The sequence below is a fragment of the Actinoplanes palleronii genome, from assembly GCF_016862315.1.
Lineage (GTDB): Bacteria > Actinomycetota > Actinomycetes > Mycobacteriales > Micromonosporaceae > Actinoplanes > Actinoplanes palleronii.
The window spans coordinates 121094-147855 of the sequence record NZ_BOMS01000014.1 but is presented as its reverse complement, the minus strand read 5'-3'; the positions used below and the strand labels follow the sequence as shown (position 1 = coordinate 147855).

The window sequence follows — 26762 nt, the reverse complement described above, 5'->3', positions numbered from 1 at the left end:
GCGGGGCTTGGCTGGTTCTCGGGGGTGTCTCAACGAGGTTGAGACACCCCCGAGAACCAGCCGACTCCGCCGTGAGCCGCGCCTCGGTCCGGATCAGCCGCGGCCTCGCGATCGCCTCACGGGCGGGACGTGGCTTGTAGCCTACGGACGCGCGCTCCCTATTCGTACCAAATAGGGATTTAAAGGGTGTTGGGGCGGAAAGCCCAGTGCCAGGACTCGCGCTTGACGTTCTCGACGAAGCCGTAGCGGTCACCGTTCTTGCGCATCCAGGACAGCGCCTCGGGGTTGAGGTCGAGGTCGGTGGCCATGCCCCAGCCGTGTTCGCTGGTGCCTGGCTTGGCGGCCAGACCGCCCTGCGAGTAGAGGCCCTTGCGGCGGGCGATGTCGACCTGCTCGGGGTACGAGCGGTACGAGTCGGTGATGCCGATCTTCACGCCGTCCCGTTCGGCGTCGTCGAGGAGCTGGGTGAGCTTCTCGGCGGCCGGCGCCCACAGCTTGTGCTTGCCGTCGCCGACCTGCTGCAGCGCCTCCGGCGGGATCTTGCCGTTGCCGTAGGCGGCCAGGTCCTCCGGGATGCCCTTGCCGTTCAGCTTGTACGCCTTGCCCGTCTCGGGCGTGCTCCGCGCCGCGATCGCACCGCTCAGGTGACTGGCGAACGAGGAGCCGGCGGCCTGCGGGCTGCCGGGCGGCGCCATCTTCGCGGCGGTCGTGGTCGCGGCCTGCTGGGTCTGCAGGGCCAGGATCCGGCTCTGGATGTCGGCGATGCGTCCGTTCACTCCCTCGATTCCCACGCCTTACTGGTTCGGCGCTCCCGCGGAAATCTGAGTTGCTCCGCGATTTTCCTCGACCGGCGCGCCCTCCAGCCGGACGGTCAGATCGAGATCGACCTCGGAGGTGCGGTCCTTCCGGTTCGGCAGCACATTGGTGATCAGGACGAGGACACAACCGATGACCGCGTACGCCGCGAGCACCGCGATGTGCGGGCCGATCGGCGCGTCCGGGAAGTACAGGTTCTCCCGGACCGCCTGCACGCCGGCCCCGGTGGGCAGGTTCTCGCCGAGCACCCGGCCGAACGTGGGCAGGAACTCGGGCAGGATGCTGGCGCCGGAGATGACCGTGCCGATCGTGAAGTAGAACGCGCCGACCGCGGCGCCGGCCGGGCCGATCAGCGCCACCGCTCCGGCCGTCGAACCGGTCACGGCCAGCGAGATCAGCGAGAAGATGCCGAGCATCTCCCACCGGTCGGCACCGCTGCCGACCCCGAACCAGCTCATCGACCAGAGGATCGCCACGGCCGAGCCGATCGCGTAGACGACGAGGGTCGCCGAGTGCGCGACGCCGCGGCGCCAGCTCCGGCGGGTCCGCGGGATCAGCCGGCCCAGCCCGATCGAGGCGATCGTGCCGCCGAGCGACAGCGCCTGGGTGAGGAAGCCGAGCGAGACCCCGTTGACGTCGGCGGCGGGCAGCGGCACCACGTCGGTGACCAGCGGCGGGGTGATCAGCGACTGGACGGTCCGGATCCCGACCTGATCGGTGGTCTGCGCCAGGGTGGTCACCTGCGCCGCGGTCCGCTGCTGCACGACCGCGGTGTACGTGGCGCGCAGCAGACTCGCGGCGGCCGGCCCGGCGGCGCTCGCCACGTACAGGTGCGGGGTGCCGGTCACGTCGACACCGCCGTACACCTCGCGGCGCTTGATCGCGGTGGTCAGCGCGTCCACGGAGGCGTAGTCGTCGAACCGGAAGTGCCCGCCGGCCTCGAGCAGGCCGACCACCTCGGCGCGCTGCTCGGCGCTGGCCACCAGGCCCACCGGCAGGTGATGCGCGGCGGCCTTGTGCCCCATCCCGAGGTAGTACGCGGTCAGCCCGAGCTGGATCACCACGCCGATCGCGCAGATCACCAGGGCGAAGCGCCGGAACTGCCGTACCGACTGATGCTGGGTCTGATCGGACACACCCCGAGCCTGCCCGGGAAGACCGTCCCCCGGGGCGGTTTCAGCCCAGATCGGCCGGGTTGGTGTTGGCGCCGCAGAGCAGGGTGACCACGCGCTCCCCCGGGGCCGGGCGGTACGCGCCGGAGGTCAGCGCGGCGTACGCGGCGGCCGTGCCGTGCTCGACCACGATCCGGTAGTCGTCCCAGAGCCGGCGGCGGGCGTCGACGATCGCGGCGTCGTCGACGAGCAGCGACTCGATCTTCGCGTCGGTGGCGAGCTCGAACGCGATGTCACCGACCCGGCGGGCGCCGAGCGAGTCGGCGGCGACGCCGGAGACCGGGACGTCGACGGGTTCGCCCGCGAGGAGCGCCGCGTGCAGGGCGCTAGAGGTCACCGGCTCGACCGCGACGATCTTCGCCCGGTCGCGCAGCGCGGCGATCACGCCGGCGATCAGGCCACCACCGCCCACTGCGACAAGCACGGTGTCCGAGATTTCGGAGATTTCGAGACCTAGTGTGCCGTTTCCGGCGACCATGTCCGGGTCGTCGTACGCGTGGCAATACAGCGCGCCGGTCCGCTCCCGCGCGGCCGCATAGGCCTCCGCGTACTCGTTGCCGACCTGCACCACCGTCGCGCCCAGCTTCCTGAGCTTGGCCACCTTCACCTCGGGCGCGGTGACCGGCACGAACACCTCGACCGGCACACCCAGCTCGCGAGCCGCGTACGCCGCCGCCAGCCCCGCGTTGCCACCCGACGCCACCACGATCCCGGCCGCCGGGACGTCGCTGTTCAGGATCTTGTTCATCATCCCGCGGGTCTTGAACGAGCCGGCGTGCTGCAGGTGCTCCAGCTTGAACCAGAGGTCCGGACCGGCCTGCACCACCGGGGTGTGCCGGATCCGGCCGTCGATCCGCCGGGCAGCGGCTTCCACATCCGCAATGTTGATCACAACGTCAAAACTAGGCGACGCTCCAGCTCACCGAACTCGACGGTACGGGTAAGCGCTCTCCAATCAGCCTGGTCAGATCGAGTAACCGGTTCGAGAACCCCCACTCGTTGTCGAACCAGCCGCGCACCTTCACCCCGCCGTCCGCGGTGACCTGGGTGCCGGACGGGTCGAACAGGCATGACGCCGGGTTGCTCTTGACGTCGATCGAGACCGTCGGGTCCGGGTCGTACGCCAGGATGCCGCGCAGCGGCCCGGCGGCCGCCTCGGCCATCGCCCGGTTGACCTCCTCGACCGTCACCGGCCGCCCGGTCTGCCCGGACAGCTCGGCCAGCGAGCCGACCGGGGTGGGCACGCAGTAATAGCTGTAGCGCATCTCGCCGATCTCCGGCAGCGCCACCCGGACCAGGTCACCGACCACGTGGTTGTGCGGGACGATGCTCTCCCCGGCGGCCCGGCCCAGGCGCGGGTCCTCCCGCGACGTGCCGATCAGCGAGTCCTGGACCCGCTGCCAGCCCTGGGTCGCCAGCATCACCGAGGTGTTCACCGAGTGCAGGCCGAACCGGTCCAGCAGCACCTTGGCCATCACGGTCAGCGCGTTCACCCCGCACGAGGCGGGCGAGACCACGTCGTGCAGGTCCGGGTCGTAGCTGAGGTGGTTGGCCCCGTAGATCAGGAACGCGTCCGGGTCGTCGGCCGACGCGCTGATCACCACTTTGCGGGCGCCGCCGTGGGTGATGTGGGTCCGCGCCGTGGTGCCGGCCCGGAACCGCCCGGTGGCCTCGATCACCACATCCACCCCCTGGTCGGCCCAGGGGATCCGCTCCGGCCGCTCATGGTGATAGGCACGGATGGCGTGGTCGTTGACCACGAGATAGTCGCCGCGGGCGGTCACCGTGCCGGGGAACGCGCCCCGGATGCTGTCGCGGCGTAGGCCGTACGCCAGCTTCTCGGTGGACGCGATGTCATTCACCGCGGCGATCTGGACGCCCGGGTTCGGCACCGACGCAATGATGCGGGTAAGACTGCGCCCGATCCGTCCGAGTCCGTTGATCCCGATCGCGACAGTCATCGAGCGCTCCTCGACTCCGTTGCTGTTGTGTGTGTTCCACGATGGTGCCGGTCTGTGTTCCTGACCGCCAGGACACCCCCGTTTTGCCCAAGGGTCCACCCGGCGTTACGGCTTCGACACTATGAGTTGTGCAACTTGCACGTCAACGGATGACAATGTCATACCGTCCGAGTGATGACCATCGACGCCCGGTGGTCTATGTGGAGGGTGTTCCGGCATGCTGGAGACGTGCCCGTACTTCTCTCCTATGCCACGGCAGACGCACTGTGGGCACAGTGGATCAACAGGTCCCTGCAGGCCGCAGGCCATGCCGTGCAGATGCTCCCGGCCGGGGTCGACTTCGTGCACCGGATAGCGGATGCGCTTTCCGGATCGGACCAGGTGATCATTCTGGTCTCCGCGGAGCACCGGGCCTCCACATCGGACTGGTCCGAAGTGCCCCTCGTGCCCGGACTCGTGGTCATCCGTCTCGACGCCGCGGAGTTGCCCGCGCCGCTGCGCGCCGCAAACTGTAAAAGCGTCCATGAGCTGGATGAAGAGGAGGCACTGGAGGTTTTGATGGTCGCGGTCGGCGGCCCGCAAAACCCTTTTTCGCGTACGGCGTGAGAGTTGCCAGTTTGTTTTTCCCCGAAAATGGGTATAGAGATCGTCGATCTTGCCGGGCGACCACTTTCGGACCAGGCCCGGTAATCGCATCTGCCGCAGCGACTGATCGCGCGCTGTTGCCGCCCCGGCCTCCCCAGCCACCCCCGACCGCGCCGCGCTTCCGGCCCCCGGGCTGACTCTCAGGGGTGCCTCCGTGCCCTCGAGGCACCCCTGAGAGCCAGCCCGGGCCGGGAGGCGCGCTGCGGGACCGGTGGCGGGACTGCCTCGCGGGGCGGCGCCACCGGGCACGTAGTATTACGGCGCGACGGACGAGTCGGCTGGGCGGTCGCGTCGGTGCCTCACGGCATCGCCGAGGAACGTCCGGACTCCGCAGAGCAGGGTGGTTGTTAACGGCAACCCGGGGTGACCCGCGGGACAGTGCCACAGAGAACAGACCGCCTCCGGTGCCTGAAGCATCGGCGGTAAGGGTGAAACGGTGAGGTAAGAGCTCACCAGCGTCCCGGGTGACCGGGGCGGCTAGGTAAACCCCACCCGGAGCAAGGCCAAGCAAGGTCGCGGCCGCGAGGTCGTGGCCGGCGCAGGGTTCGAGGGCTGCTCGCCCGATCCTGCGGGTAGGCCGCAAGAGCCTGTCGGCAACGGCAGGCCGAGATGGATGGCCGTCACCGGCGACGCAAGTCACCGGCTACAGAATCCGGCGTACAGGCCGACTCGTCCGTCGCCCTTTCGGTAATCTGCCGGCATGGATATGGCCGGCTGGGTTCTCGTGGTGTGGGGACGGCGCGACGAGCGGTATCGGGACTACAAGAGCGCCTGGCCGATGTGACTGCGGAGCTGGGGCATCGACTGGGATCCGTTCCGGCCCGGTGAGGTGATGGTCAGCCAGCCGCGCATGCAGTACCCGGACGGGACCTTCGGGTGCTCGCCCGTCTGGTACGTGCGGCAGGAGGCGCTGGACCGGCTGGGGATCACGCCCGGGAACGGTCCGGTTGCGCCAAGGGCTGGGCGGCGAAGAAGTTCTGCAGCTCGGCCTGATCCAGGACGTCCTGGGTAGCCCGTACCCGAGCTCTCTCCGCGGCCTTGACCGTCCGCGACCTGGTGGGATCGGCGGACCTGGTGCGGACGGTGTCCTCGGCGGCCCTGGCCGCCTGATTGGCGCGACGGGTGGCCGCCGCCTTGGCCGCGCGTGCCCGGGCCACCTCCGGGTCCAGGCGGCGGGCCGGGCGCACGTCGGCGGTCGCCTCCACCTCGCGGGCCTCGATCGCGGCGAAGTCCGGGCGGATCTTGGCGGCGACCCACTCGACGCCGGCGACCAGGCCGACCACCAGCGCGAAGATGATCCGCAGGCCGATCGGGCCGGGCGCCGCGAAGTTGACCGCGGCCGAGATGGTGACCACCAGGGCCAGGACCTTGAGCGCGGCGCGTTTGGCGTCGGCGGCCATCCCGGCGGTCTGACTGATCGTCAGCATGGAGAGCATGGCCAGATCAAAAACGGCCGGGACGATCCACGCGAACAGACCGGCGCCCAGGCTCACCAGATAGTGCCCCTGGTGCAGGTAACTGGCCGCGAGCGCGCCGGCCAGGATCCCGTTGTTGGCGCGTTTGATGGTCCGGATCGCCTTGAGCATCCCGGGCACCGCGCCCTTGGCGTATTCCGCGGCGAACTGCTGCGTCAGCGTCATCTGCGCCGGCAACGCGAACCTCCTCGGCACGGAGCGACGGGCCTCGAGCGGACGGCCTGGCGTGAAGCGGCACCCGCGGGAAAGGGCGAAACGCGGCGCCGGGATCAGACGCTACCGGAGCAAACCGGCCGCCTGCGGCGAGTCGGTCGAACCGGGTACGTACGACGTGAACGGGACCGCCGGGTCCGAAATACAGCGCGCCGCACCCCAGGAGCGGGGCACGGCGCGTGTGAAGCACGCAGATCAGAATCGGTCAGGTGGACGACACCTTTTCGACCGTGCCGGGCAGCCGCCGCGCGATCCGCGGGTCACCCTCGTCGGCGAAGTAGTCGTCCTTCGCGGTGCCGTCGACCCCCTCCGGCGTCTTGAGCGCCCGCAGCAGGAACGTCACCAGCACCGCCACCGCCAGGTTCACCAGCACCGCCACGAACCCCACGTAGATCGTCTTCGGGGTGTCGAAGCCGAACTCGGACAGCGCGAACGCCGACCCGCCGAAGTGCTTGCGGCCGGTGGCCGCGTTCGGGATCTGCCAGAGCATCCAGAACGCCAGCCCCATCCCGGCCGCCCAGCCCGCGATCAGCGCGCCCCGGTGCAGCCAGCGGCCGTAGAGGCCGAGGATCACCGACGGACCGGTCTGCAGGATGATCACGCCACCGATCAGCTGCAGGTCGATGGAGAACTGCGGGTCCAGGAAGACGATGAAGGCGACCGCCCCGATCTTGACTACCAGTGAGGTGATCTTGGCGACGCCGGCCTCCTGCGCCGGGGTGGCGTCCTTGCGCAGGTACTCCTTGTAGATGTTGCGGGTGAACAGGTTGGCCGCGGCGATCGACATGATCGCGGCCGGCACCAGCGCACCGATGCCGATCGCGGCGAACGCCACCCCGGCGAACCAGGGCGGGAAATGCAGGTCGAACAGCAGCGGAACCACCGTGTTGCTGTCCACGCTGCCGGGCTTGGCGCCGGGCAGCGGCTTCACCCCGGCCGCGATCGCCATGTAGCCGAGCAGCGCGATCAGGCCGAGCAGGAAGCTGTACGCCGGCAGCGCCGACATGTTCCGCTTGATCACGTCCCGGTTCCGGCTGGCCAGCACCCCGGTGATGCTGTGCGGGTAGAGGAACAGCGCGAGCGCCGAGCCGAGCGCCAGGGTGAAGTACTGCACCTGGTTGTTGGCGTTCAGGATGATCCCGTCGCCGGGCGCCGGTGACGCCTGGAACTTCTTGTCCGCCGCCTCGAAGATCGCGCCCCAGCCGCCCAGCTTGTACGGCAGGTAGATCACCGCCACGATGATCACGATGTAGATCAGGGTGTCCTTGACGAACGCGATCAGCGCCGGCGCCCGCAGCCCGGACTGGTACGTGTACGCCGCCAGGATCGCGAACGCGATGATGATCGGCAGGTGCCGGGCGATCGCGCTGTCCCCGGTCACGCCCATCGTCTTGAGCACCGCCTCGATGCCGATCAGCTGCAACGCGATGTACGGCATGGTCGCCACGATCCCGGTGATCGCGATCAGCAGCGCCAGGGTCGGCGAGTCGTACCGGGTACGGACGAAGTCGGCAGGCGTGACGAACCCGTGCCGGTGCGACACCGACCAGAGCCGTACCAGGATCAGGAAGAACAGCGGGTAGATCACCACCGTGTACGGCACGGCGAAGAACCCGGCGGCCCCGGCCCCGAAGATCAGCGCGGGCACGGCGACGAACGTGTACGCCGTGTACAGGTCCCCGCCGACCAGGAACCAGGTGATCCAGCCACCGAAGCTGCGCCCGCCCAGCCCCCACTCGTCCAGGTGCGCCATGTCGGTCGGGGCGCGCCACTTGGCCGCCACGAAGCCCATCCCACTGACCAGCAGGAACAGGACGCTGAAGACGATGATCTCGGTCAGATGCGCGCTCATGATCGGCCCCGGCTCCTCGTCATCCGGTACACCAACGTCGTGGTCACGACGCCGAGCAGGATGAACGCGAACTGCAGCCAGTAGAAGAGCGGAAAACCGGCGAGCCGTGGCTCGTCGTGGTTGAAGAGCGGGGTCAGCAACGGCACCACGATCGGCACCAGCAGCAACCAGTTCCAGGGACTGCTATCGGTACGTGGCTTGGTATCGGCATGCGGGGATTCCGGCTCCGCCATGATCCGCCTCCCTCTACAGCGTGTGTGGGTTACGTCACGCTAACGAGACAGGATGATCATTGGCGATCAAAGTGCGCCGAACGGGCGAGGCGGTGCGCCGAACGGCGGGTCAGCCGAGGCCGAAGACGACAGCGTCACCGCGCTCCTCGCGGGTGATCCCGAGACCGTCGACCGGCTTGGTGAACGTCTCCGGCGGGACCGGATCCGAGTACGACCGGCGGGGCACCACGACCGTACGGATGCCGCGGTCACGCAGGTATCGCACGCTCGCCGCGTCGGGGAACGACGCGACGGTGGCCCGCAGCTGTTCGAGCCGGGGCGGGATGTACCCGCTGGAGCCGTTCACGACGGTCGGGAAGCCGTCCGTCGACCACAGCATGACCAGCAGGTCGGCGAGCTTGTCGGTGGGCAGCACCAGCACCGGCTGGGCCAGCGAGCCGAGTGCCACCGGCGCCTTCGGCACGTCTCGGAACGGCGTGATCTGCACGCCTTCCAGAACGACCAGCCCGGCGGGGATCAGCAGCAACACGGCCAGCACCGGCCGTGCCACCCGGCCGGTGAGGTGCTCGGCGAGCGCGGTGATCAGGCCGGCCGCGAGCAGGCCGAGCAGCAGGGTCACCCAGAGGATCAGCCGGCCCGGCGTACGGATCGCGTCCCAGCCGGGCAGCCAGTGGTGCAGCATCTGGTAGCCGTAGTTCCACGGCGCGCGCATGCCCATCCCGACCCAGGCGAAGGCGAACGCCGCGAGCAGCATCAGCACCCGGTGCCGCCGCGACCACGCCGAGACCACCAGGCCCAGCCCGGCCAGGCCGATCGCGAAGAACCCGGGCAGGTTCCACACCTCGCCGCCACCCTGCGGGATCAGCGCGTCGCGCAACTCCTGGTTGTCACGGCCCCACAGCCACTCGAAGCCGGGCGCGGTGACGAACTGCCGGACGTCGCCGGAGAACGAGTTGATCTCGGCGAGCGTGCGCGCGCTGCCGGGGTAGGCCTGCTGCATCCTCAGGTACGGGATCGCCATCAGGCCGACCGTGGCCAGGAAGATCAGCACGCCGGCCAGGTCGGCGCGGAACAGCCGCTTGCCGAACGGCGGCCGCTTGACCAGCCAGAACAGCACGGCCGCGGCGGTGAGCGCGCCGAGGACGTACCCGAAGGGCAGCCCCAGCCCGAAGCCGAGGGTGATCTGCCAGGCGGCGACCAGCCACCCGCCGAGCGCCCAGGCCGGCCGGGCTTGCGCCGGGCGGTACCCGTGCCGCAGCGAGTAGCCGTGCCCGCGGGCCAGCATCGCGAGGCTGAGCGCGATCCCGCCGATGGACAGGATGTTGAGGTGCGACATGTGCGCGTACCGCCACGGCGCGTAGGCGAAGATCAGGCCGGCCACCAGGCTGCCGGCCCGGTTCGCGCCGAGCTGGCGGGCCAGGACGTACGCGCCGAACGACGCGCCCGCGAACGCCAGCAGGAAGAGCAGGTTGTAGCGCAGCACGGCGGCCTCGCTGCCCGAGCCGATCAGGCCGAACGGCAGGTAGCCCAGCAGCGTGTCGGAGTAGGCGAACGACCAGCTCTCGCCGAAGTGCGCGTTGGTGTCCCAGAACTGCCCCGGGCTGTGCAGCAGCGCCCAGCCCATCCAGGACAGTTGCCAGGCCTGCAGCGACGGGTCCCAGAAGTCGGAGGCGAAGGTGTGTGCCGGGTCCCGCATCAGCGGCCAGGTCATCAGCACCGCGAGCAGCACGGATCCGGCCCCGGCCAGGAACCACTCGTGCCGGAGCAGGCGCACCACCCGCGGCCGGGAGCGCGGTCCTGCGGGCACCCCGGTTCCGGCCGGGCCGGCGGACGGCCGCTCCAGCACCCGTTCCACACCGCTCTGGTCGCTCACCTGATCCATCGCTTCCCTGCTGTCGCGGCCGCGCGCGTGCGCAGCCGCCCCCGTCGATGCGCGGGATCATACGGTGGCGAAGATCGGCGGCGCGACACGCAGGTTGACCGGCTGCTGCTACCCTGCGGGCCGTGAACGAAGAGGCGACGCACCCCCCGACGGAACCCGGCGCGAACGGCGAAACCGCCCCCGCGAACCGGCAACCGAAGGCGCCCGCCTGGGACGGCCCGCCCGCGCCGCGGCAGCCCGGGCCGCCGACCCTGCCGTGGCAGACGCCGCCCCTGCCGACCACCGCGCCGCAGCAGCCCAACAGCGCACCGCCGTGGCAGAGTTCGCCCGACCCGGTCGCGCCGCCGCAGCCGCCGCAGCCCGGCCCGCCGACCCTGCCCTGGCAGACGGCGCCCGCACCGGCCCCCGCGCCGCAGTGGCAGAACTCGCCCGAGCCGCACAGCGCACCGCCGTGGCAGTCCTTCCCCGAGCCGAACAGCGCTCCACCCGCGATCGCCTCGTGGAACGAGACGTCCACCGAGAACTCCTGGAACACCGCGCAGCAGCAGTCGAGCCCGCCGGCACCGGTGCCGCCGCTGCGTCCGGCGCCGCCCGCGAAACCGGCGAAGTCGGGTGGCCGGCTGGCCGGCTGGATCGGCGGCATCCTGGTGGCCGCGATCGCCTTCGGCGTCGGTGGCTACTTCATCGGCTCCGCCGGGGACTCCGGCGGCGGTTCGGACAACCCGACCTCCGACCCGGCGCCGTCGGTGCCGCTGTTCGAGGCCCGGCTGACGGCGACCAACCGGGAGAAGCTCGGCGGCGACCTGGCCGGCCTGGCCGGCCCGTGGATCACCTCGCTCGGCAACTGCATCGCCAACACCGAGAAGGGCGCCCCGGCGCTCGGCCCGGACGAGAGCCGGCACGTGACCTGCCGGTACGGCGACGCGTGGGTGCACTTCGTGGTCTACAAGGCGGCCGCGCAGAAGAACGCGGCACGGTCGTACCGTCTGCAGTTGAACCTCAACGCCGACGAGGTCGCGCCGGGGGTGCAGGATCCGCAGCGGACCAACGGCGGCGTCACCCAGGCACCCGGCAAGATCGTCGAGTACGCGTTCCGGCAGCAGAGCGGTGTGGCGCTGTGCGGCATGTCCTGGGAGCGCGACGAGGACCAGCTGGCCGCCCTGATGCTCGAGGCGTCCTGCGAGGCGGACCTCGGCGGCAACTGGGCCGTGCTGCGTGATCTCTGGCAGCGCCACAGCTGAGACGCCTTCGCGTCGGTTAGCCTTCCCGCCGTGACTCCATGGACGACCGCGATCGGCAACACCGTCCGGATGTGGTGGCAGCGCTGGCGCGACGACCAGCTGCCCGCCATGGCCGGCGGTGTGCCGTCGCCGTCGCGCCGGGCCCTGCTCACCGGCGGTGGCGCGGTGGCCGTCGGCGCGGGAGTCACCGGCGCGGTGGTCGGCCGGTACATGTCGGCCGCGGACACCGCCGGGACGTCCTTTCTGGACGTCCGGCAGTTCGGCGCGGCCGGTGACGGCAAGACCGACGACACCCGGGCGCTGCAGAAGGCGCTCGACGCCGCCGCGGCCGGTGCGGGCCTGGTCTTCCTGCCGGCCGGGGTCTACCTCACCCGGCGGCTGGTGCTGGGGTCGAACGTGCACCTGCGCGGGGCCGGCGGTGACACCACGGTGCTGCGGCTGCACCCGGGCGCCAACAGCGCGATCCTGGAGTCGGACGGTTTCGCGCGGCTCTCCGGCACCGGCGACGCCGGCGGCATCCTCGGCTTCAGCATCCGTGACCTGACCCTGGACGGCAACAAGGACGAGAACCCGGACGGCGGTTTCGGTCTGCGGATCTACGGCTGCCAGTACGAGCTGTCCGAGCTGATCGTCTTCAACTGCCGGCAGGACGGCGTCTACAGCGAGTGGAGCGGCACGGCCGGGCTGCCCGGGCTGTCGCACCAGATGGAGGCCCGGCTCACCGCGGTCCGCTCGCACCACAACGGCGGCTCGGGGTTCAACTTCAACGGGCCGCACGACTCGATGTTCGTCAACTGCCTGGCCTTCGAGAACGAGGGCATCGGCTTCCGGCTGGCCGGCGAGGCGCACGCCACGTCGATGGTGAACTGTCACGGCTGGGGCATCGCGCAGACCGTCTCGTTCGACCTGGCCGCGCTCGCGATCGGCTGCGTGAACTGCTACGCGGATTTCAACGGCGGGATCGGCGTACGGATCTCCCGCAACGACTGCCGCTGGTGGGGCGGTTTCGTGATCGGCGGCAACCACACCGGCGACCGCCGTGAGATCGGCATCCAGTTCGTACCGGGACCCGTCGACGGTGAACCGGCCGGCTGCGTGATCGACACCAAGATCATGAACTGTGCGACGGCGGCCGTGGACTTCGGCAACGGCTTCGGCAACCGATCGACGGTCCGCGCCTCGCTCACCCAGCCGGGCGTGCACACCGACGGGGCGTACGTGGCCGGCACCGGCAAGCCGTGGATCGGCACACCGAACCGCACCTGCCGGATCGAGATCCTCGAGGGCCTGACCGATCCGGCCAAGAGCCTGGTGGTCAGCCCGGCGTTCGAGATGCGGGCGCAGACCGTCCGCGGCCTGCCGCAGGCCGATTCGGTACGGGTCTTCGTCCGGGTCGCCGGCGGCCGCACCCAGCTCTGCGCGCAGTTCCCCGACGGCACGGTCCGGGTGCTCGGCTCGGAGTGACCGACGGGACAGCCGGGCCGTGGACAGCACCGTAAGATCGCTCGGCGGATCGCTCACTCCGTCACCGCCGACTTCCCCAGCCAGCAGAGCGTGACGTACCTGCGCGAGAGCGGCATCCGCCACCCGAACACCTGGGAGAACCATGACCGTCAACAGCTCCGCCGGCCGGGGCGCCCTCCAGCCGGCGCTGCTCGCCGGCCGCCGGGTCGCCGTGGTGCACGAGTGGTTCGGTGCGACCGGCGGCTCGGAGGCGGTCTTCCTGGCCATCGCCGACCTGCTGCCGCAGGCCCAGCGGCTGGTGCTCTGGACCGACGAGGGGGTGCCCGCCGACGAGCTGCGCCTGCGGCAGTCCTGGCTGGCCCGGACCCCGCTCAAGCAGAGCAAGGCCCTCTCGCTGCCGGCCATGCCGCTGGTCTGGCGGACGCTGACCAGCGAGAAGTTCGACGTGGTGGTCTCGTCCAGCCACGCGTTCGCGCACACCGTCAAGCTCGGTGATCCGAAACGGACCCGGCACCTCAGTTACATCCACTCCCCGGCCCGCTACGTCTGGAGCCCGGACTTCGACGGCCGCGGCTCGCACCCGCTGCTCACCGTGCCGCGCCGGGTGCTGCAGCAGGCCGACCTGCGGCTGAGCCGGCACGTGCACGCGTACGCGGCGAACTCGCGCGAGGTGCAGAGCCGGATCAAACGGTTCTGGAAGCGCGACGCCGAGGTGATCAACCCGCCGGTGGACGTGGACTACTTCGGTGCCGCGCCGGAGAGTCAGCGGCACCAGTCCCGGGACTACCTGCTGGGGATCGGGCGCTGGATCCCGTACAAGAACTTCGATCTGATCATCGCGATCGCCGACGCCGCGAACCTGCCGCTGGTGCTGGCCGGTTCCGGGCCGGAGGAGGAGCGGCTGCGGCGGCTCGCCGCCGCGGCCCGGGTCGAGGTCACCTTCGAGGTACGACCGGACCGCGAGCGGCTGCGCGAGCTGTACTGGGGCGCCCGTGCGCTGCTCTTCCCCGCGCACGAGGACTTTGGCATGATCCCGGTCGAAGCGCAGGCCTGCGGCACCCCGGTCGTCGGGCTGGCACGTGGCGGGCTGCTGGAGACGGTCCGTGACGGCGTGACCGGTTTCCTGGTCGACTCCCTCGACCCGGGCCGGTACGCGGACGCCGTCCACCGGGCCGGCGAGCTGTCACCGGAGCCGATCCGGGCGCACGCCGCCGCGTTCTCGTCCGACCGGTTCGCCGAGCGGATGACCCACTGGATCGACGACCTGGCCGGAGGCAGCTGGTGACGAGCACCGTCGTCGACGCGAGCGGTGTCGGCCCGGGCGGCATCACCCGGGTGCTCACCGAGGTGGTGCGGTGCTGGCCGGCCGGCGAGCGGATGCAGATCGTGGCCGCCCCGGCGGGCTGGCAGCCGCCCGCGGACACCGCCGCCGAGGTGGCCGTGGCCGGCACCCAGCGCGACGGCCGGATCGGCACGATCGCCGAGGCGACCCGGACGCTGCGCGAGGTCACCGGCGGTGACGCCGGGCCGGGGACCCGGGTGCTGTCGCTGAGCCCGTCCCTGGCCGTGCGGGGCAGCCGGCTCCCGGTCACCACGATCGTGCACGACCTGGCGTTCCGGCTCTGGCCCGACGGTCTTTCGGCATCCGTACGGCAGTACCGCAAACTCAGCTACAGCACCGCGATCGGCCGCTCCGAGCGGCTGCTCTGCGTGAGCGCGCGCACTCGGCACGACCTGCTGGGGCTCTACGGCGTGCCGTACGAGAAAACGACGGTCTGGCACCCGGGCAGCGACCTCGCCGTGACGCCGGGTGTCCTGCCCGGACCGGTGGCCGCCGTGCACGACCAGGGCGGGCGCTACCTCGTGGTGCCCGGGCACGCCGCCCACAAGGGTGTCGAACTCGCCGTCGAGGCCCTCGCCGACCTGCCCGGCCACCACCTCGTGGTGCTGACCGGCGGCCGTCCGGTGGACGCCTTCCTGCGCGCGGCGGCCGCGTCACCGGCCGCCGACCGGGTGATCTTCCTCGATCGCCTCTCCGACGCCGAGTACGCGGCCACCGTGGCCGGCGCCGCCGCGTTCGTGATGCCCAGCCACTTCGAGGGGTACGGCCTGCCCGCCGCCGAGGCGCTGCGGCTCGGCACCCCGACGGTGATCTCCCCCGACCCGGCGCTGCTGGAGGCCACCGGCGGCGCGGCGGCCCGGATGACGACCTGGTCCGGCGCGGCGCTGGTCGACGCGCTGCGGCAGCTGACCGACCGGCCACCGGTCACCGCGGCCGAGCCGGGCGGCCGGTCCTGGCGTGCCGCGACCGCACACCTGCACGCCCTGCTCAGCGGCGACGCGACGGCCGTCGCGGCCCGGCTCTAGGACGGCGGGGACATGCGGATCGCCATGGTGCACTCCTCGTTCGCGGTGCGCGGCGGCGCCGAGACCTACGTCCGTGACCTCAGCGGCGCACTGATCGAACGCGGTCACCAGGTCCAGGTCTTCAGCCGTCCCTCGCCGCACGCCGAGCCGGCCGACCAGCCGGTCCGCACCCGCCTGGCCGATCGGCTCGCCGACCGGGCCGGTCCGCTGCGCAAGGGCTTCGTCCACCTCGGTGACGTGGCCGACGCGACCGGCCTGCGCCCGCGCGATCTGGCCGGATTCGCACCGGACGCGGTGCACGTGCACAACTGGCAGGGTCTGGGCATCCGGCCGATCGCCCGGATCGCGCAGCGGTACCCGACCGTGCACACCGTGCACGACTTCGCGATCGCCGACCCCGGCAACGCGCTGGGCAACATCGGTCGCTCGCCGGCGCTCGACCGGCTGCTCGCGCTCCGCGCCGCCCGGGTGGCACGCGCCCTGCGCAACGTCACGCTGCTCTACGGCTCGGAACGCACCCGGGACGTGATGCTCCGGAACGTGCCGGCCACCCGCGACCTGGACCAGCGCGTCGTGCTGCTCTCGCTGCCGGTGCCGGCCGGACGGCGCGCGCTGCCGCCGGGCGACCGGGCCACGTTCCTCTACCTGGGCGCGCTCGCCGAGCACAAAGGCGTCGGCGACCTGCTGCGGTCCTGGACGACGAGCCCGCTGCGGGAGCACGGCACGCTGCTGCTCGGCGGGGACGGCCCGCTGCGCGCCGACGCCGAGGCCGCGGCCGCCGCGTTCCCCTCCGTCCACTACCTCGGTTACCTCGGCGAATCCGGCAAACAGGCCGCGTTCCGGCGGGCCGGCTGGCTGCTGTTCCCGAGCACCTGGCCGGAGACGTACGGTCTGGTCTGCGCCGAGGCACTGGTCGCGGGCCGGCCCATCGTGGCAAGTAAGATCGCCGAGCCGGTCATGGCGTCCCCCGGGTCACGACTGCTCTTCGACGGGCCGGGCGAGTTGCGTCACCGGCTCGAGCAGGCCGCGTCCCTGCCCGACGCCGAGTACGCCGCCCTCACCGCCTCGGCGCTGGGTGACGGCGAACGACTGGCGTGGGACAAGCATGTGGACGCTGTCCTCGCCGCCTATCTCGCGGCGGCGTCCCCGAGGCCGGAAGCTGTGGTGCGGTGATCGTCGACTTCCTCCAGGCACCATCACTTCTGCGGTGGTGGCGTGCGCTGCGACCGGGTGCCCGGCGCGCGATCCTGATCGGTGTGGCGGCGGTGCTGGTGGCCGGTATCCCGGTCTGCCTGCTCGCCGGCGCGTCACCCGCGCTGCCCCCGGTCGCCCTCTTCCTGCTGGTGGTGGCGGTCCGGCCGTTCCCCGGCCTGATCTACCTGGCCGCGGTCTTCTGCATGCCGCTGGGCCTGTGGATGACCGGCGTGCAGGCGTTGTTCGGCCACGCGTTCGGCGGCCGGGACTACGCACTCAGCCTGTCCTCCGCGGTCGTCGCGTGCTCGCTGCTCGCGGTCACCCTGCTGCGCCGCCCGCCGCGCGGCCGGGCACTGCTGGCCGGCGCCGTCGTGATCGTCGTCCTCGGGGTGTGGAGCCTGATCGGTTTCGCCGACCACGGGATCACCCAGACCCTGGTCGGCGACCGGCTCACCACCCTGCCGCTGATCCTGTTCGTACTGGTCGGCGCGCTGACCGTCCGGGAGATCACCCTGCTGGTCTCGGTGCTGGCCGGGATGGTGATCGCCAACGCGGTCGCCGCGGTGGTGGAGTACATCATCGGCCCGGCCGAACTCGTCGCGCTCGGCTTCGAGCCCGAGCGCGGGGTCCGGCTGATCGGTGACACCTTCCGCGCGCCCGGGCTCACCGAGGTCAACGCGGAGCTCGGGCTGCTGGCCGGCGGGTTCCTGCTCGGGTACGCCGCCCTGTGGCTGGTCCGCGACCTGCGTCCGCGCCGGCGGCTGTGGCACGTGGCCGCGGGCGCGGCAGCCGTCGCCCTGGCGCTGAGCACCAACCGGACCGGCGCGCTGCTGCTGGCCGGCGGCCTGCTCAGCGCCGTGGTGCTGAACCGTGGCGGTGGTGCGGCGATGCGCAAGCGGGCCCGGTTCATCGGCTTCGGCACGATGGTGGCGGTGGCGCTGGGCTTCGTCGCGATCGGCGCGACCGGTTCCAGCAGCACCTTCGAGCGGTTCCAGGTCTGGGGCAACCTGCTGGCCTCCGGCGCACCCTGGTACGGCCTCGGTGTCGGCGGGGTCGGCGCGGCCACCGGCTCCCGGGTGTCCAGCTCCGCCACCCTGGTCTTCGTCGACAACTACTTCGTCAGCATCTCGCTGCAGCTGGGCATCCCGATCCTGATCGCGGTGGTGGCGCTGGTCGGCTGGGCGCTGTTCCGGCTCTCCCGGGGCTCGGAGCGGCGGCCGTACCTCGCCGTGCACCTGGCGCTGCTCGCCGGGCTGGCGCTGGCCAGCCTCATGGTCGAGACCTGGGAGTACGCGGCCGCGATGATGTGCCTGGTGGTCTTCTGGGCGTACACCGCGAAGACCGCGACGGCCGCTGACGAGGCGGAGGTCGCCGCGGTCGTGACACCGGTCATCCCCCGGCCCCGGCAGGACCAGGACCAACCCGCGCAGCAGGCCGAATCCGGCAGGTGACGGCGATGATCCGCCTGCTGACCAAGCTCCAGCACTCCCAGCTGTCGGTGCAGGCGTTGTCCCGGCTCTCCAGCGTGGTGCTGTTCCTGCTCGCCTCCTGGACGGACACCGCACGCCTGCCGCTGGTCGCCCTGCAGGGCATCCTGCTGGCGTTGCCGTTCACGCTGATGGAGTCGCTGATCGGCCGGCCGATCTCGGCCGGGCTGCTGCCCGCGACCTGGGACGTGGAGTCCTGGGCCCGGCGGGCCTCGGCCGCCACCCTGATCCCGGTCGCGGTGATCGCCGGGGTCTCCGCGACGGTCGCGCTGCCCGCGGCGAGCTGGGGCGATCGGCTGCTGATGCTCACCCCGGTCCTGCTCCAGCTGCCGCTGGAGGCGATGTTCTGGGCGCAGGCCCGCACCCGCTCGACGTCCCGGGCCAACCTCATCCCGCAGCTCGTCGCGATCGGGACCATGGTCTGCGGCGGCGCCTTCGCCCTGGCCGGGATCCGGGTGGACGTCGCGGCGGTGCCGGGACAGCTCGCGGTGCTGGCCTGGTTGCTGCTGCACCGCCGGGTGGCGGCCGGGACGGTACGCCCCGGCTACGTCGCGAGCCTCAGGGCCGGCGCCACCTACTTCGTCACGGCCTCGGTCGACCTGGCCTACTCGGTGGCGCTGCCGTCGGTCGCGGGCGCCCTGGCCGGGCCGGCCGCGGTCGTCGTGCTGCGCGCGCTGGAGCTGGCGTTCGGGCCGTTCCACGTGCTGCTGTCCGCCACCACCCGGGAGGACGTGGTGCTCGGCCGGCGCAGTCGCCTGGTCAACCCGCTCCGGCTGCTCACCGTCGCGGGCTGGGTCGCGGTGTCGGTGGTGGTGACGGCCAGCCCGTGGGTGCGCGGGCTGCTCGCCACGGACCTGCGGGACCTGGCCCTGATCACGGTCGCGACGTTCTGCGCGTACAAGGGTCTGCTGATGTTCGCGACGTGGATGTCGGTACGGCACATGATCTGGGCGGCGCCCCGCCGGTACCTGGTCTCCGGGGTCGGCTCCCGGGTGATCGCCCTCGGTGCCCTGGCCGCGTCGGTGACCTGGGTGCACCGGGTGCCGGATCTGCTGCTCTCGCTGCTGATCAGCGAGGCGCTGGTGGTCGCGTGGTTCGCGTACCGGATCGCCCGGACCCCGGCCACCGCGGCCGACCAGCTCCCCGCCTCGGTCTGAGACCTACTTGGTGCTCTCCGCCGCGATGGCGGCGATGGCCGCCGAGTCGTCCTTGCGGACCGCGCTGAACAGGCTCTTCGTCTTCGCCTTGTCGGCCAGCACCACGCTCTGGTCACCGATCGTGCCGGTGCCCTTGGTGGGGCTGGTGAAGAACGCCAGGTTCTCGCTGCGCAGGTGCCGCAGGTCCATCGCCATGGTCACCAGGTTCATGTCCTTGTCGACGCTCACCGTGTTGGTGGTCGCCTTCAGGAACGCGTTGAGCCGGCTCGGGTTGGTGGCCACCCCACCGGAGACCGCCTTGTTCAGGATCGCCTTGATGACCTGCTGCTGGTGCCGGATCCGGGCGAAGTCGCCGTCCTTGAACGAGTACCGCTCGCGGGCGTAGTCCAGCGCCGCGGCGCCGTCCATCGTCTGCGGGCCCTTCTCGAACTTGCGGATGCTGTTGGCGTTCAGCGAGTGGGTCGAGGTGAACGCGGTCTCCACGTCGATGTCGACGCCACCGAGCGCGTCGACGATCTCCTTGAAGCCGGAGAAGTCCACCAGTGCCACGTGGTCGATCCGGACGCTGGTGTACTCCTCGACGGTCTGGACCATCAGCGGCACCCCGCCCCACGCGAACGCCGCATTGATCTTGGCGTTGGTGTTGCCGTGCTGACCATCCGCCGACTTGGGGATGTGCACCCAGGTGTCGCGCGGGATCGAGATCAGCTGGGCGGCGGACCGCTCCTTGTTGATGTGCATCACGATCATCGTGTCGCTGCGCGAGCCGCCGTCGTTCTCCGGGTCGCGGGAGTCGCTGCCGAGCAGCAGGAAGTTCGTGGCCTCACCGGCCGCCGCCTCCTTCTGCGGGCGGGTGGCCTCCGGCACCTGGGCGAACGCGTCCACCCGGACCACGTCACCCTCGACCGATTTGAGGTACCAGACCCCGCCGAGCAGACCGATGCTCGCCAGGACCACGGGCACCAGCAGAACGATCAGTACGATCTTCCACTTCTTCCGCGGCTTCTTGTGCTTCGCGGGCGCGCCCAGGTCCGGGGCATCGGTCGGCTCCGTGATCACAGTGGCGTCGGAGTCGAACATCGGCTCTCGGGTCGGCATGGCGAAGATGGTACTGATCCTCGCAACCCGGCACGGGGCGCCGCGTGACCGGTGCACAGTGATCGCCGGGTGGCGTTACCCAAATGCCTACACTTCACCCGCCATCAATGGCGAAGGTCACACCGCCGGGCACCCTGCCAGCCCGGAATTGAACACGACATAGCCAGCAAATGCCCCGAGCTGGGGTGGCATCGACCGATCCAAACCCTTACGATCCGCCTCGAATCACGGGAGTGATCCGTGTTCGGCGCACAGGGGCCTCAACCATGCAGCACTTCGGTCCGGCGCTACCGGGGCACCAGCCACCGGGGCCCACCACCACGGAATCGGGCGAGCCGGATCAGGGCGGCGCGTTCGGCTGGTGGACGCCGTCCCGGCACAGCCCCCGGATCCCGGCGCAGCGCACCGAGGAGCCCACCGACCTCGGTTCCACCGTGGTGCTGCCGTACGTGGCGTCGCTCGCCGCGAAACGGACCCGGCCGCTGCGCGCCTGGATGACCACCCTGCCGGCCGACGTGCTGGCCCTGGTCGCCCCGATCGCCTGGAGCCAGCAGTACTGGAAGGCCACCGTCTCGGCCGCGGCCGTCACCATCGGGCTGTTCGCCGTCGGCGGCCTGTACCGGGCCCGCCGCCACCTCAGCGTCCTGGACGAGCTGCCCGGCCTGTACCTGCGGATGCTGACCGGCGCCGCCGCGGTGGCGATGGCCGTCGCGATCCGGCACGACTCGATCGACAACGTGGACGGCTTCCTGCGGCTCACCGCGATCTCCGCGATCCTGCTGCTGCCCGGCCGGCTGGCCAGCCGGCTCGTGGTGCTGATGGCCCGCCGCCGCCGCTGGGTCGAGCACAGCGCGATCATCGTGGGCGGCGGCCCGGTCGCCGTCGAGCTGGCCCGGCTGCTGCGCCGCTACCCGCAGTACGGCCTGCGCTTCGGCGGCTTCGTCGACGTCGCCAGCACCGGCCACGACCGCCGGGAGAGCATGCCCCTGGTCGGCAAGCTCGACGACCTGGAGAAACTGGTCCAGCAGACCGACTGCGACGTGGTGATCATCGCGGACGTGGAGTGCCCGGAGAGCCGGCTGCTGACCATCGTGCTCTCCCCCGGCCTGCGGGACTGCGACCTCTGGATGGTGCCCCGGCTGCGCGAGTTCTCCCAGGGCCTCGGCGCGCCGGACCACATCGGCGCCATCCCGGTGGTGCGACTGCGCCGTCCGACGCTCGACGGCCCGAAGTGGGCGGTGAAACGGACCTCCGACCTGCTCGTCGCGTCGGCGGCCCTGCTGCTGCTCAGCCCGGTGATGCTGCTCTGCGCGCTGGCCGTACGCCTCGAGGGCGGCCCCGGGATCATCTTCCGCCAGCAGCGGATCGGCCGGCACGGCGCGCCGTTCGACCTGCTCAAGTTCCGATCGATGCGCCCGGTGGACGACCAGGAGTCGCAGACCAACTGGAACATCCAGCACGACCCGCGGGTCGGCCCGATCGGGCGGATCCTGCGGCGCACCTCGCTGGACGAGCTGCCCCAGCTGTGGAACGTGCTGCGCGGCGACATGAGCATCGTCGGCCCGCGACCGGAGCGGCCGTACTTCGTCGACAGGTTCTCGCACGACTACCCGGAGTACGCGATGCGCCACCGGGTACCGGTCGGCCTGACCGGGCTGGCCCAGGTGAGCGGCCTGCGCGGGGACACCCCGATCTCCGACCGGGCGCGGTTCGACAACTACTACATCGAGAACTGGTCGCTCTGGCTGGACGTCAAGGTGGTGCTGCGGACGATGGCCGAGGTGCTGCGCGCCGGGGGACGCTGACCGCGGACGGCCGGCGTCCCCCGGGCGGTTCAGATCAGGCCCAGCGACACCGTCTTGGTGAGGGTGGCCTTGTCGTCGTCACCGTCGAGCGACCACATCATCGCGCCACCCAGGCCCCGGGACCGGATGTAGAGGGTCTTCTGCAGCAGCACGGCCGGGTCGTCGTACGTCCAGAAGGTCTTGCCGTCGAACAGCCAGGCGTGACCGTTGCGCAGATCGCGGTGCACGGTGTAACCCTGCGCCGGCAGCTGCTTGAGCGTCTTGAAGTCCTCGGTGCCGGCGGCGAAGACGCCCGGCGCCGGGCCGGCGGCCGGCTGGAACAGCCCGTTGCCGCTACCGGTCACCCCGGTCCAGCCCTGGCCGTAGTACGGCAGGCCGAGCACCAGCTTGCGCTTCGGCGCGCCACCGGCGAGCCAGGCGTTGACCGTGTTCTCGACCGAGAAGTCCGGGTTGTCCGGCGCGCCGGCCGGTACCCGCAGCGCGGACTGCTGGTTGGTCTTCGCCTCCCACGTGCCGTGGTAGTCGTAGCCCTGCAGGGTGCCGAAGTCCAGGTACTTGAAGATCTTGGCGACCTCGAAGCCGGCGTCGATCTTCGCGGGCGCGGCCGGCAGGAACGCGGTCAGGTCGTAGTGCCGGCGGTTCGCCTTGCCGAGCTTGTCCAGCTCGGCCCGGAACTCCGCGGCCAGCAGGGTGAAGTTCTGCTTGTCCTCGGGCCGGATGACGTTGCCGTCGTTGCCGGACGAGCCGGGCCACTCCCAGTCCAGGTCGATGCCGTCGAAGATGCCGGCGCCCACGCCGTCGGGGAGACCGGTCAGGTTGCCCTTGACCCAGAGGTCCACGCAGGACGAGACGAGCTTCTTGCGGGAGGCGTCGGTCAGGGCCGCGTCCGAGAAGTACGCCGAGCCGCTCCAGCCGCCCAGCGAGATCAGCACCCGCAGCTTGGGGTTCTTCTTCTTGAGCTCGGCGAGCTGGTTGAGGTTCCCGGCGATCGGCTGGCCGGCCACGTCACCGGCACCGTCCACGCTGTTCGCGTCGGAGAACGGGGTCTGCCAGTCGGCCCACGGGTCGGCGGAGGCGCAGACACCGTCCGCGGTCACCGGGCCGAACGCGTAGTTGAGGTGGGTGAGCCGGGCGGCGGCACCGGACTTCTGCACCTTGGCCAGCTGGAAGTCGCGGCCGTAGATGCCCCACTGCGTGAAGTAGCCGACCTTGACGTACGAGCTGCTATGGGCCTGCGCCGGCACCGGCGCCGTGGCCACGACGGCCGTGGCGGCCGTGGCGGCCGCTGTCACGGCGATGAGACGACGGGTGAAACCGTTCATGAGCCCTCCAGGGCGAAACGGTGAAGAAAGTTTCCTAATCGAGGAAACTAAACGTCTCACCCTGGAGGGTCAACAACTTCTATCGAAGATGGGCCGTCTCGTTGACCGAGCGGACCGCGATGTTGCCGTCCGGCCAGACGTCCATGGTGGACACCCCGGCCGCGTCCAGGAACAACCGGTGCAGGAACGCGTCACCGGCGGCCAGCGCGTCCCGCAGGATCAGCTTGATCGGCGAGACGTGCGAGACCACCACGACGGTCTGACCCGGGTACGCCTCAATGATCTTCGCCAGCGCGCCACGGACCCGCTTGGCCACCGTCTGGAACGACTCACCCTGCGGCGGCGCCACACTCGTCGACTCCAGCCAGCCCGTCATCTCCCGCGGCCAGCCCTCCTGCACCTCGGCGAAGGTCTTGCCCTCCCAGAGCCCGAAGTCGCACTCGATCAGGTCGTCCATCACCGTCACCGGCAGGCCACCGGTCTCGGCCGCGATCAGCTCGGCGGTCCGCACACACCGGACCAGCGGCGAGGCCAGCACCGCGCCGACGTCCCGGGACAGCCCGGCCACCCGCCCACCGGCGGCCATCGCCTGCGCCTCGCCCGCGTCGGTGAGCGGCACGTCGCCACGGCCCGAGTACCGGCCCTGCGACGTCATCGCGGTCTCGCCGTGCCGCACCAGGATCAGGCGGGTGGCGTTCTCCAGCGACGGCGGCGCCCAGGACCGCGGCTTCGGGACGGTGAGCTCGCGCTCCACCCGCTCCGGCGTCGTCTTGCCGGCCGCCTCGTCCATCGCCCGGTTGGCCAGGGCGTCGGCGTCCTTGTTCCGCTCGCGCGGGATCCAGCCGTAGGTGACCTCGTCGAACTTGGCGACCAGACCGGCCGCCTCGGCGGCGAGCGGACGCAGCCCGGAGTTCTTGATCTGCCAGCGGCCGGCCATCTGCTCGATCACCAGCTTGGAGTCCATCCGGACGTCGACCCGGGTGGCGTTCAGCTCGGCGGCGGCGCGCAGACCGGCGATCAGGCCGGAGTACTCCGCGACGTTGTTGGTGGCGGTGCCGAGGGCGGCGTACCGCTCCAGCAGCACCTCGCCGGTCACCGCGTCCTTGACCACCGCGCCGTACCCGGACGGGCCCGGGTTGCCCCGGGAACCACCGTCGGCCTCGACGACGACCCGCAGGTCACCGCTCACAGCCCGGACTCCGACGTGCGCACCATGATCCGGCGACACTCCTCACAGCGCACCACCTCGTCGGCCGGTGCGGTCTTCACCCGGTTCAGGTCGGCGCCGTACAGCTCGATCCGGCACGCGCCGCAGCGCCCGGCGTAGACCAGCGCGGCACCCATCCCGGAGTCGGCACGGATCTTGTCGTACAGGGTGACCAGGTCGGCCGGCAGGTCACCGGCGAGCGGGCCGCGGGCCCCCGACTTGAACTCCTGCTCCTTGGTGATCTCGTCGAGCGTGCTGTCGCGCCGCTTCTCGGCGTCGTTGCGCCGCTGCACCGCCGCGGCGATCCGGGCCTGCACGTCGGCCAGCCCGGCGACACCGGCCTCGCGCTGCTCCATCAGCTCCAGCTCGGCGTCCTCCAGCTCGGACTGCCGCCGCTTCAGCGTGGCCAGTTCGTGCTGCAGGCCGTCGATCTCCCGCATCGCGGCGCCGGAGTCAAGCCGCTTCTGGTCCTTGTCCTTGCGCAGCCGGACCTGCTCGATGTCCTTCTCGAACCGGGAGATGTCCCGGTCCAGGTCGTCGACGGTGACCTGGGCGCGGACCCGTTCGTCCTCCAGCGCGGAGATCTCCCGGGACGCCGCCTCGATCTCGGCGAGCTCGGGCAGGCTCTTGCGGCGGTGCGCCAGCTGAGCCAGGGCGGTGTCGACAGCCTGCAGGTCGAGCAGGCGACGCTGGGCTTCTGGGGCGGCCTTCACGGGTGGGTCTCCTTATGCGCAGAGGCGGTATGAACGGTCCAGGGATCCGTGTCCAGGTCGGACACCACCACATCGACGGGGAATTCCGCGCGCAGCCAGGCGGCCACGTCGTCGAGCCAGGGTCGCTCCGTCGCCCAGTGCGCGGCGTCGAGCAGCGCCGGGCCGTCGTTCGCGAGATGCTCGCCGGCCGGGTGATGCCGCAGGTCCGCGCAAAGATACGCGTCGACCCCGGCCCGGGCCGCTTCGGTCAGGAAAGAGTCGCCGGCGCCACCGCAGACCGCCATCGTACGGATCACCCGCTCCGGATCCCCAGCGGCGCGCACCCCGCCCGCCGTGGCCGGCAACCGCGCGGCCGCGAGAGCGGTCAGCTCGGCCAGGGTGAGCGGCTCGGCCAGCTCGCCGATCCGGCCCGCGCCACGACCACCACCGGCAGCCGCGCCCTCGGCCGGCGCCAGCGGGCGCAACCCGGTCAGGCCGAGCCGGGCGGCGAGCGCGTCGGAGACGCCCGGGTTGGCGACGTCGGCATTGGTGTGCGCGGTGAACAGCGCCACCTCGGCACGGATCAGCCGGTGCACGATCCGCCCCTTGAAGGTGTCCGGGGCGATCGAGGACACCGGCTTGAGCAGCAATGGGTGATGCGCCACGATCAGGTCGGCACCGACCTCGAGAGCCTGGTCGACGGTTTCCGGCACACAGTCCACGACGCAGAGGACCCGGGCGACGGCGTGCTCGAACTCGCCGAGCACCAGACCGACCCGGTCCCAGGATTCCGCCCAGTTCCGCGGATAACGTCCGTCCAAGGCATCAACCACCTGGCGAACCGTCGGTACAGCGGCAGGCTCCGTCACGAGCGCAAACTCTATACGGCTAGGAAACCGCTCCCGGCTCGACTCGGCTCGACGCCGTGACCGGGCTGCTGACCGCCTGGAGGGCACGCCGCCACGGGAACTGGCCGCGGAACCGGTCGGTCTGGCCGGGGCCACCGAGCCGGCACACGTCCTCGCCGTAGAGCACGTGCACCCCCCAGTCGCGGAGTTTGGCCAGGCTGTCGTGCAGCGACGGGTGCAGCGCCATGACCTTGTTGGTGTACGGGACGACGGCGGTCGGCACGCCATACCCGTACCCCTCCACCAGCAGTCCGAGCACCAGCGTGTCGGTGATCCCGGCGGCCCACTTGTTGACCGTGTTGACGGTGGCCGGTGCGACGATCATCGCGTCGGCCGGTGGCAGCACGTCCGGGTCGCCGGGACTCTTGTAGTACGTACGCACCGGATGTCCGGTCTGCGCCTGCAAGGCCGTCACGTCGACGAACTTGCGACCGTCCGGTGTCGTGATCACGCAGACCTCCCAGCCGTCACGCTGGGCCATGCCGACGAGGAGCCCGACGTCGCGGGCCATCGGCGATCCGCACACGAGGACGTACAGCACACCGGGTGAGGGGTTGCCCATCATTACCCG

Annotated in this window: 23 protein-coding genes and 1 other RNA gene; 10 read left to right on the top strand and 14 right to left on the bottom strand. The window is 71.1% G+C overall.

Going from position 1 to position 26762, the window contains the following annotated elements; translation table 11 throughout:
- Positions 1-179 precede the first annotated feature (179 nt).
- The 4 genes from Apa02nite_RS04515 to Apa02nite_RS04500 are packed head-to-tail and all read right to left on the bottom strand — an operon-like array spanning position 180 to position 3949.
- The gene (locus tag Apa02nite_RS04515; protein WP_203823953.1) at positions 180-791 is read right to left on the bottom strand and encodes a M15 family metallopeptidase; all 612 of its coding nucleotides are present in this window, start codon (positions 789-791) and stop codon (positions 180-182) included.
- A gap of 3 nt (positions 792-794) precedes the next feature.
- A complete protein-coding gene (locus Apa02nite_RS04510; protein WP_203823952.1) occupies positions 795-1952 on the bottom strand; it encodes an ABC transporter permease in 1158 nt (385 codons plus the stop codon).
- A 40-nt stretch (positions 1953-1992) separates the two neighbouring features.
- Positions 1993-2880, bottom strand: a complete 888-nt coding sequence (locus Apa02nite_RS04505) for a threonine/serine dehydratase (RefSeq protein ID WP_203823951.1) — start codon at positions 2878-2880, stop codon at positions 1993-1995.
- Positions 2881-2890: 10 nt separating this feature from the next.
- A complete protein-coding gene (locus Apa02nite_RS04500) occupies positions 2891-3949 on the bottom strand; it encodes a type I glyceraldehyde-3-phosphate dehydrogenase (RefSeq protein ID WP_203823950.1) in 1059 nt (352 codons plus the stop codon).
- A 174-nt stretch (positions 3950-4123) separates the two neighbouring features.
- Here Apa02nite_RS04500 and Apa02nite_RS04495 point away from each other — a divergent pair, with 174 nt between their 5' ends.
- Together Apa02nite_RS04495 and rnpB are read left to right on the top strand one after the other, a co-directional pair.
- Positions 4124-4555, top strand: coding sequence for a toll/interleukin-1 receptor domain-containing protein (locus tag Apa02nite_RS04495; RefSeq protein ID WP_203823949.1), 432 nt, complete (start codon positions 4124-4126; stop codon positions 4553-4555).
- A 309-nt stretch (positions 4556-4864) separates the two neighbouring features.
- Positions 4865-5270: RNase P RNA component class A (rnpB, locus tag Apa02nite_RS04490), an RNA gene on the top strand.
- A gap of 250 nt (positions 5271-5520) precedes the next feature.
- Here rnpB and Apa02nite_RS04485 read toward each other — a convergent pair.
- The 4 genes from Apa02nite_RS04485 to Apa02nite_RS04470 all read right to left on the bottom strand — a co-directional run bounded on the left by Apa02nite_RS04485 (position 5521) and on the right by Apa02nite_RS04470 (position 10249).
- Complete coding sequence (locus tag Apa02nite_RS04485) at positions 5521-6246, bottom strand: DUF2637 domain-containing protein (RefSeq protein ID WP_373872824.1); 726 nt, start codon at positions 6244-6246, stop codon at positions 5521-5523.
- 241 nt (positions 6247-6487) lie between these two features.
- Positions 6488-8134 carry a monocarboxylate uptake permease MctP gene (gene mctP, locus Apa02nite_RS04480; protein WP_373872823.1) on the bottom strand — a complete coding sequence of 549 codons (1647 nt, stop codon included), beginning with the start codon at positions 8132-8134 and terminating at the stop codon, positions 6488-6490.
- Positions 8131-8367, bottom strand: coding sequence for a DUF3311 domain-containing protein (locus tag Apa02nite_RS04475; RefSeq protein ID WP_203823948.1), 237 nt, complete (start codon positions 8365-8367; stop codon positions 8131-8133). The genes mctP and Apa02nite_RS04475 overlap by 4 nt, the downstream gene beginning before the upstream one ends.
- 109 nt (positions 8368-8476) lie before the next feature.
- A complete protein-coding gene (locus Apa02nite_RS04470; protein ID WP_203823947.1) occupies positions 8477-10249 on the bottom strand; it encodes a hypothetical protein in 1773 nt (590 codons plus the stop codon).
- 122 nt (positions 10250-10371) lie between these two features.
- On the opposite strand from Apa02nite_RS04470, the gene Apa02nite_RS04465 reads away from it, so the two are divergent.
- The 7 genes from Apa02nite_RS04465 (at position 10372) to Apa02nite_RS04435 (ending at position 19159) form a co-directional block, all read left to right on the top strand.
- Positions 10372-11490, top strand: a complete 1119-nt coding sequence (locus Apa02nite_RS04465; protein ID WP_203823946.1) for a hypothetical protein — start codon at positions 10372-10374, stop codon at positions 11488-11490.
- Between the two features lie 30 nt (positions 11491-11520).
- Complete coding sequence (locus Apa02nite_RS04460; RefSeq protein ID WP_239164122.1) at positions 11521-12954, top strand: glycosyl hydrolase family 28-related protein; 1434 nt, start codon at positions 11521-11523, stop codon at positions 12952-12954.
- A gap of 142 nt (positions 12955-13096) precedes the next feature.
- A complete protein-coding gene (locus tag Apa02nite_RS04455; RefSeq protein WP_203823945.1) occupies positions 13097-14239 on the top strand; it encodes a glycosyltransferase in 1143 nt (380 codons plus the stop codon).
- On the top strand, positions 14236-15321 hold the full coding sequence (locus tag Apa02nite_RS04450) for a glycosyltransferase (protein ID WP_239164121.1): 1086 nt from the start codon (positions 14236-14238) through the stop codon (positions 15319-15321). The genes Apa02nite_RS04455 and Apa02nite_RS04450 overlap by 4 nt, the downstream gene beginning before the upstream one ends.
- Before the next feature lie 12 nt (positions 15322-15333).
- On the top strand, positions 15334-16494 hold the full coding sequence (locus Apa02nite_RS04445; protein WP_203823944.1) for a glycosyltransferase: 1161 nt from the start codon (positions 15334-15336) through the stop codon (positions 16492-16494).
- Positions 16491-17966 carry a hypothetical protein gene (locus tag Apa02nite_RS04440; RefSeq protein WP_203823943.1) on the top strand — a complete coding sequence of 492 codons (1476 nt, stop codon included), beginning with the start codon at positions 16491-16493 and terminating at the stop codon, positions 17964-17966. Before Apa02nite_RS04445 ends, Apa02nite_RS04440 begins: the two co-directional genes overlap by 4 nt.
- 5 nt (positions 17967-17971) lie before the next feature.
- Complete coding sequence (locus tag Apa02nite_RS04435; RefSeq protein ID WP_203823942.1) at positions 17972-19159, top strand: hypothetical protein; 1188 nt, start codon at positions 17972-17974, stop codon at positions 19157-19159.
- A gap of 3 nt (positions 19160-19162) precedes the next feature.
- On the opposite strand, the gene Apa02nite_RS04430 is transcribed toward Apa02nite_RS04435, so the two are convergent.
- Positions 19163-20257 (bottom strand): LCP family protein, encoded by a 1095-nt coding sequence (locus Apa02nite_RS04430; protein ID WP_239164120.1) that lies wholly within the window; start codon positions 20255-20257, stop codon positions 19163-19165.
- A 266-nt stretch (positions 20258-20523) separates the two neighbouring features.
- On the opposite strand from Apa02nite_RS04430, the gene Apa02nite_RS04425 reads away from it, so the two are divergent.
- A complete protein-coding gene (locus Apa02nite_RS04425) occupies positions 20524-22062 on the top strand; it encodes a sugar transferase (RefSeq protein ID WP_239164119.1) in 1539 nt (512 codons plus the stop codon).
- Positions 22063-22091: 29 nt separating this feature from the next.
- On the opposite strand, the gene Apa02nite_RS04420 is transcribed toward Apa02nite_RS04425, so the two are convergent.
- The 5 genes from Apa02nite_RS04420 to Apa02nite_RS04400 all read right to left on the bottom strand — a co-directional run bounded on the left by Apa02nite_RS04420 (position 22092) and on the right by Apa02nite_RS04400 (position 26756).
- Positions 22092-23384, bottom strand: coding sequence for a glycoside hydrolase family 18 protein (locus Apa02nite_RS04420; protein WP_203823941.1), 1293 nt, complete (start codon positions 23382-23384; stop codon positions 22092-22094).
- A 79-nt stretch (positions 23385-23463) separates the two neighbouring features.
- Entirely contained in the window at positions 23464-24573 is a 1110-nt protein-coding gene (locus tag Apa02nite_RS04415) for a bifunctional RNase H/acid phosphatase (protein WP_203823940.1), read from the bottom strand.
- Positions 24570-25304, bottom strand: a complete 735-nt coding sequence (locus Apa02nite_RS04410; RefSeq protein ID WP_067683673.1) for a zinc ribbon domain-containing protein — start codon at positions 25302-25304, stop codon at positions 24570-24572. The genes Apa02nite_RS04415 and Apa02nite_RS04410 overlap by 4 nt, the downstream gene beginning before the upstream one ends.
- Positions 25301-26152, bottom strand: a complete 852-nt coding sequence (locus Apa02nite_RS04405) for a Nif3-like dinuclear metal center hexameric protein (RefSeq protein WP_203823939.1) — start codon at positions 26150-26152, stop codon at positions 25301-25303. The genes Apa02nite_RS04410 and Apa02nite_RS04405 overlap by 4 nt, the downstream gene beginning before the upstream one ends.
- Before the next feature lie 19 nt (positions 26153-26171).
- Positions 26172-26756 (bottom strand): flavoprotein, encoded by a 585-nt coding sequence (locus Apa02nite_RS04400; protein ID WP_203823938.1) that lies wholly within the window; start codon positions 26754-26756, stop codon positions 26172-26174.
- Positions 26757-26762: the final 6 nt, after the last annotated feature.

What these genes read in the sequence shown, in the direction of transcription:
- Apa02nite_RS04500 (WP_203823950.1), bottom strand. Translation starts at nt 3,949, where the DNA reads ATGACTGTCGCGATCGGGATCAACGGACTCGGACGGATCGGGCGCAGT.
- Apa02nite_RS04495 (WP_203823949.1), top strand. Translation starts at nt 4,124, where the DNA reads ATGACCATCGACGCCCGGTGGTCTATGTGGAGGGTGTTCCGGCATGCT.
- mctP (WP_373872823.1), bottom strand. Translation starts at nt 8,134, where the DNA reads ATGAGCGCGCATCTGACCGAGATCATCGTCTTCAGCGTCCTGTTCCTG.
- Apa02nite_RS04475 (WP_203823948.1), bottom strand. Translation starts at nt 8,367, where the DNA reads ATGGCGGAGCCGGAATCCCCGCATGCCGATACCAAGCCACGTACCGAT.
- Apa02nite_RS04470 (WP_203823947.1), bottom strand. Translation starts at nt 10,249, where the DNA reads ATGGATCAGGTGAGCGACCAGAGCGGTGTGGAACGGGTGCTGGAGCGG.
- Apa02nite_RS04455 (WP_203823945.1), top strand. Translation starts at nt 13,097, where the DNA reads ATGACCGTCAACAGCTCCGCCGGCCGGGGCGCCCTCCAGCCGGCGCTG.
- Apa02nite_RS04445 (WP_203823944.1), top strand. Translation starts at nt 15,334, where the DNA reads ATGCGGATCGCCATGGTGCACTCCTCGTTCGCGGTGCGCGGCGGCGCC.
- Apa02nite_RS04435 (WP_203823942.1), top strand. Translation starts at nt 17,972, where the DNA reads ATGATCCGCCTGCTGACCAAGCTCCAGCACTCCCAGCTGTCGGTGCAG.
- Apa02nite_RS04430 (WP_239164120.1), bottom strand. Translation starts at nt 20,257, where the DNA reads ATGCCGACCCGAGAGCCGATGTTCGACTCCGACGCCACTGTGATCACG.
- Apa02nite_RS04425 (WP_239164119.1), top strand. Translation starts at nt 20,524, where the DNA reads ATGCAGCACTTCGGTCCGGCGCTACCGGGGCACCAGCCACCGGGGCCC.
- Apa02nite_RS04420 (WP_203823941.1), bottom strand. Translation starts at nt 23,384, where the DNA reads ATGAACGGTTTCACCCGTCGTCTCATCGCCGTGACAGCGGCCGCCACG.
- Apa02nite_RS04400 (WP_203823938.1), bottom strand. Translation starts at nt 26,756, where the DNA reads ATGATGGGCAACCCCTCACCCGGTGTGCTGTACGTCCTCGTGTGCGGA.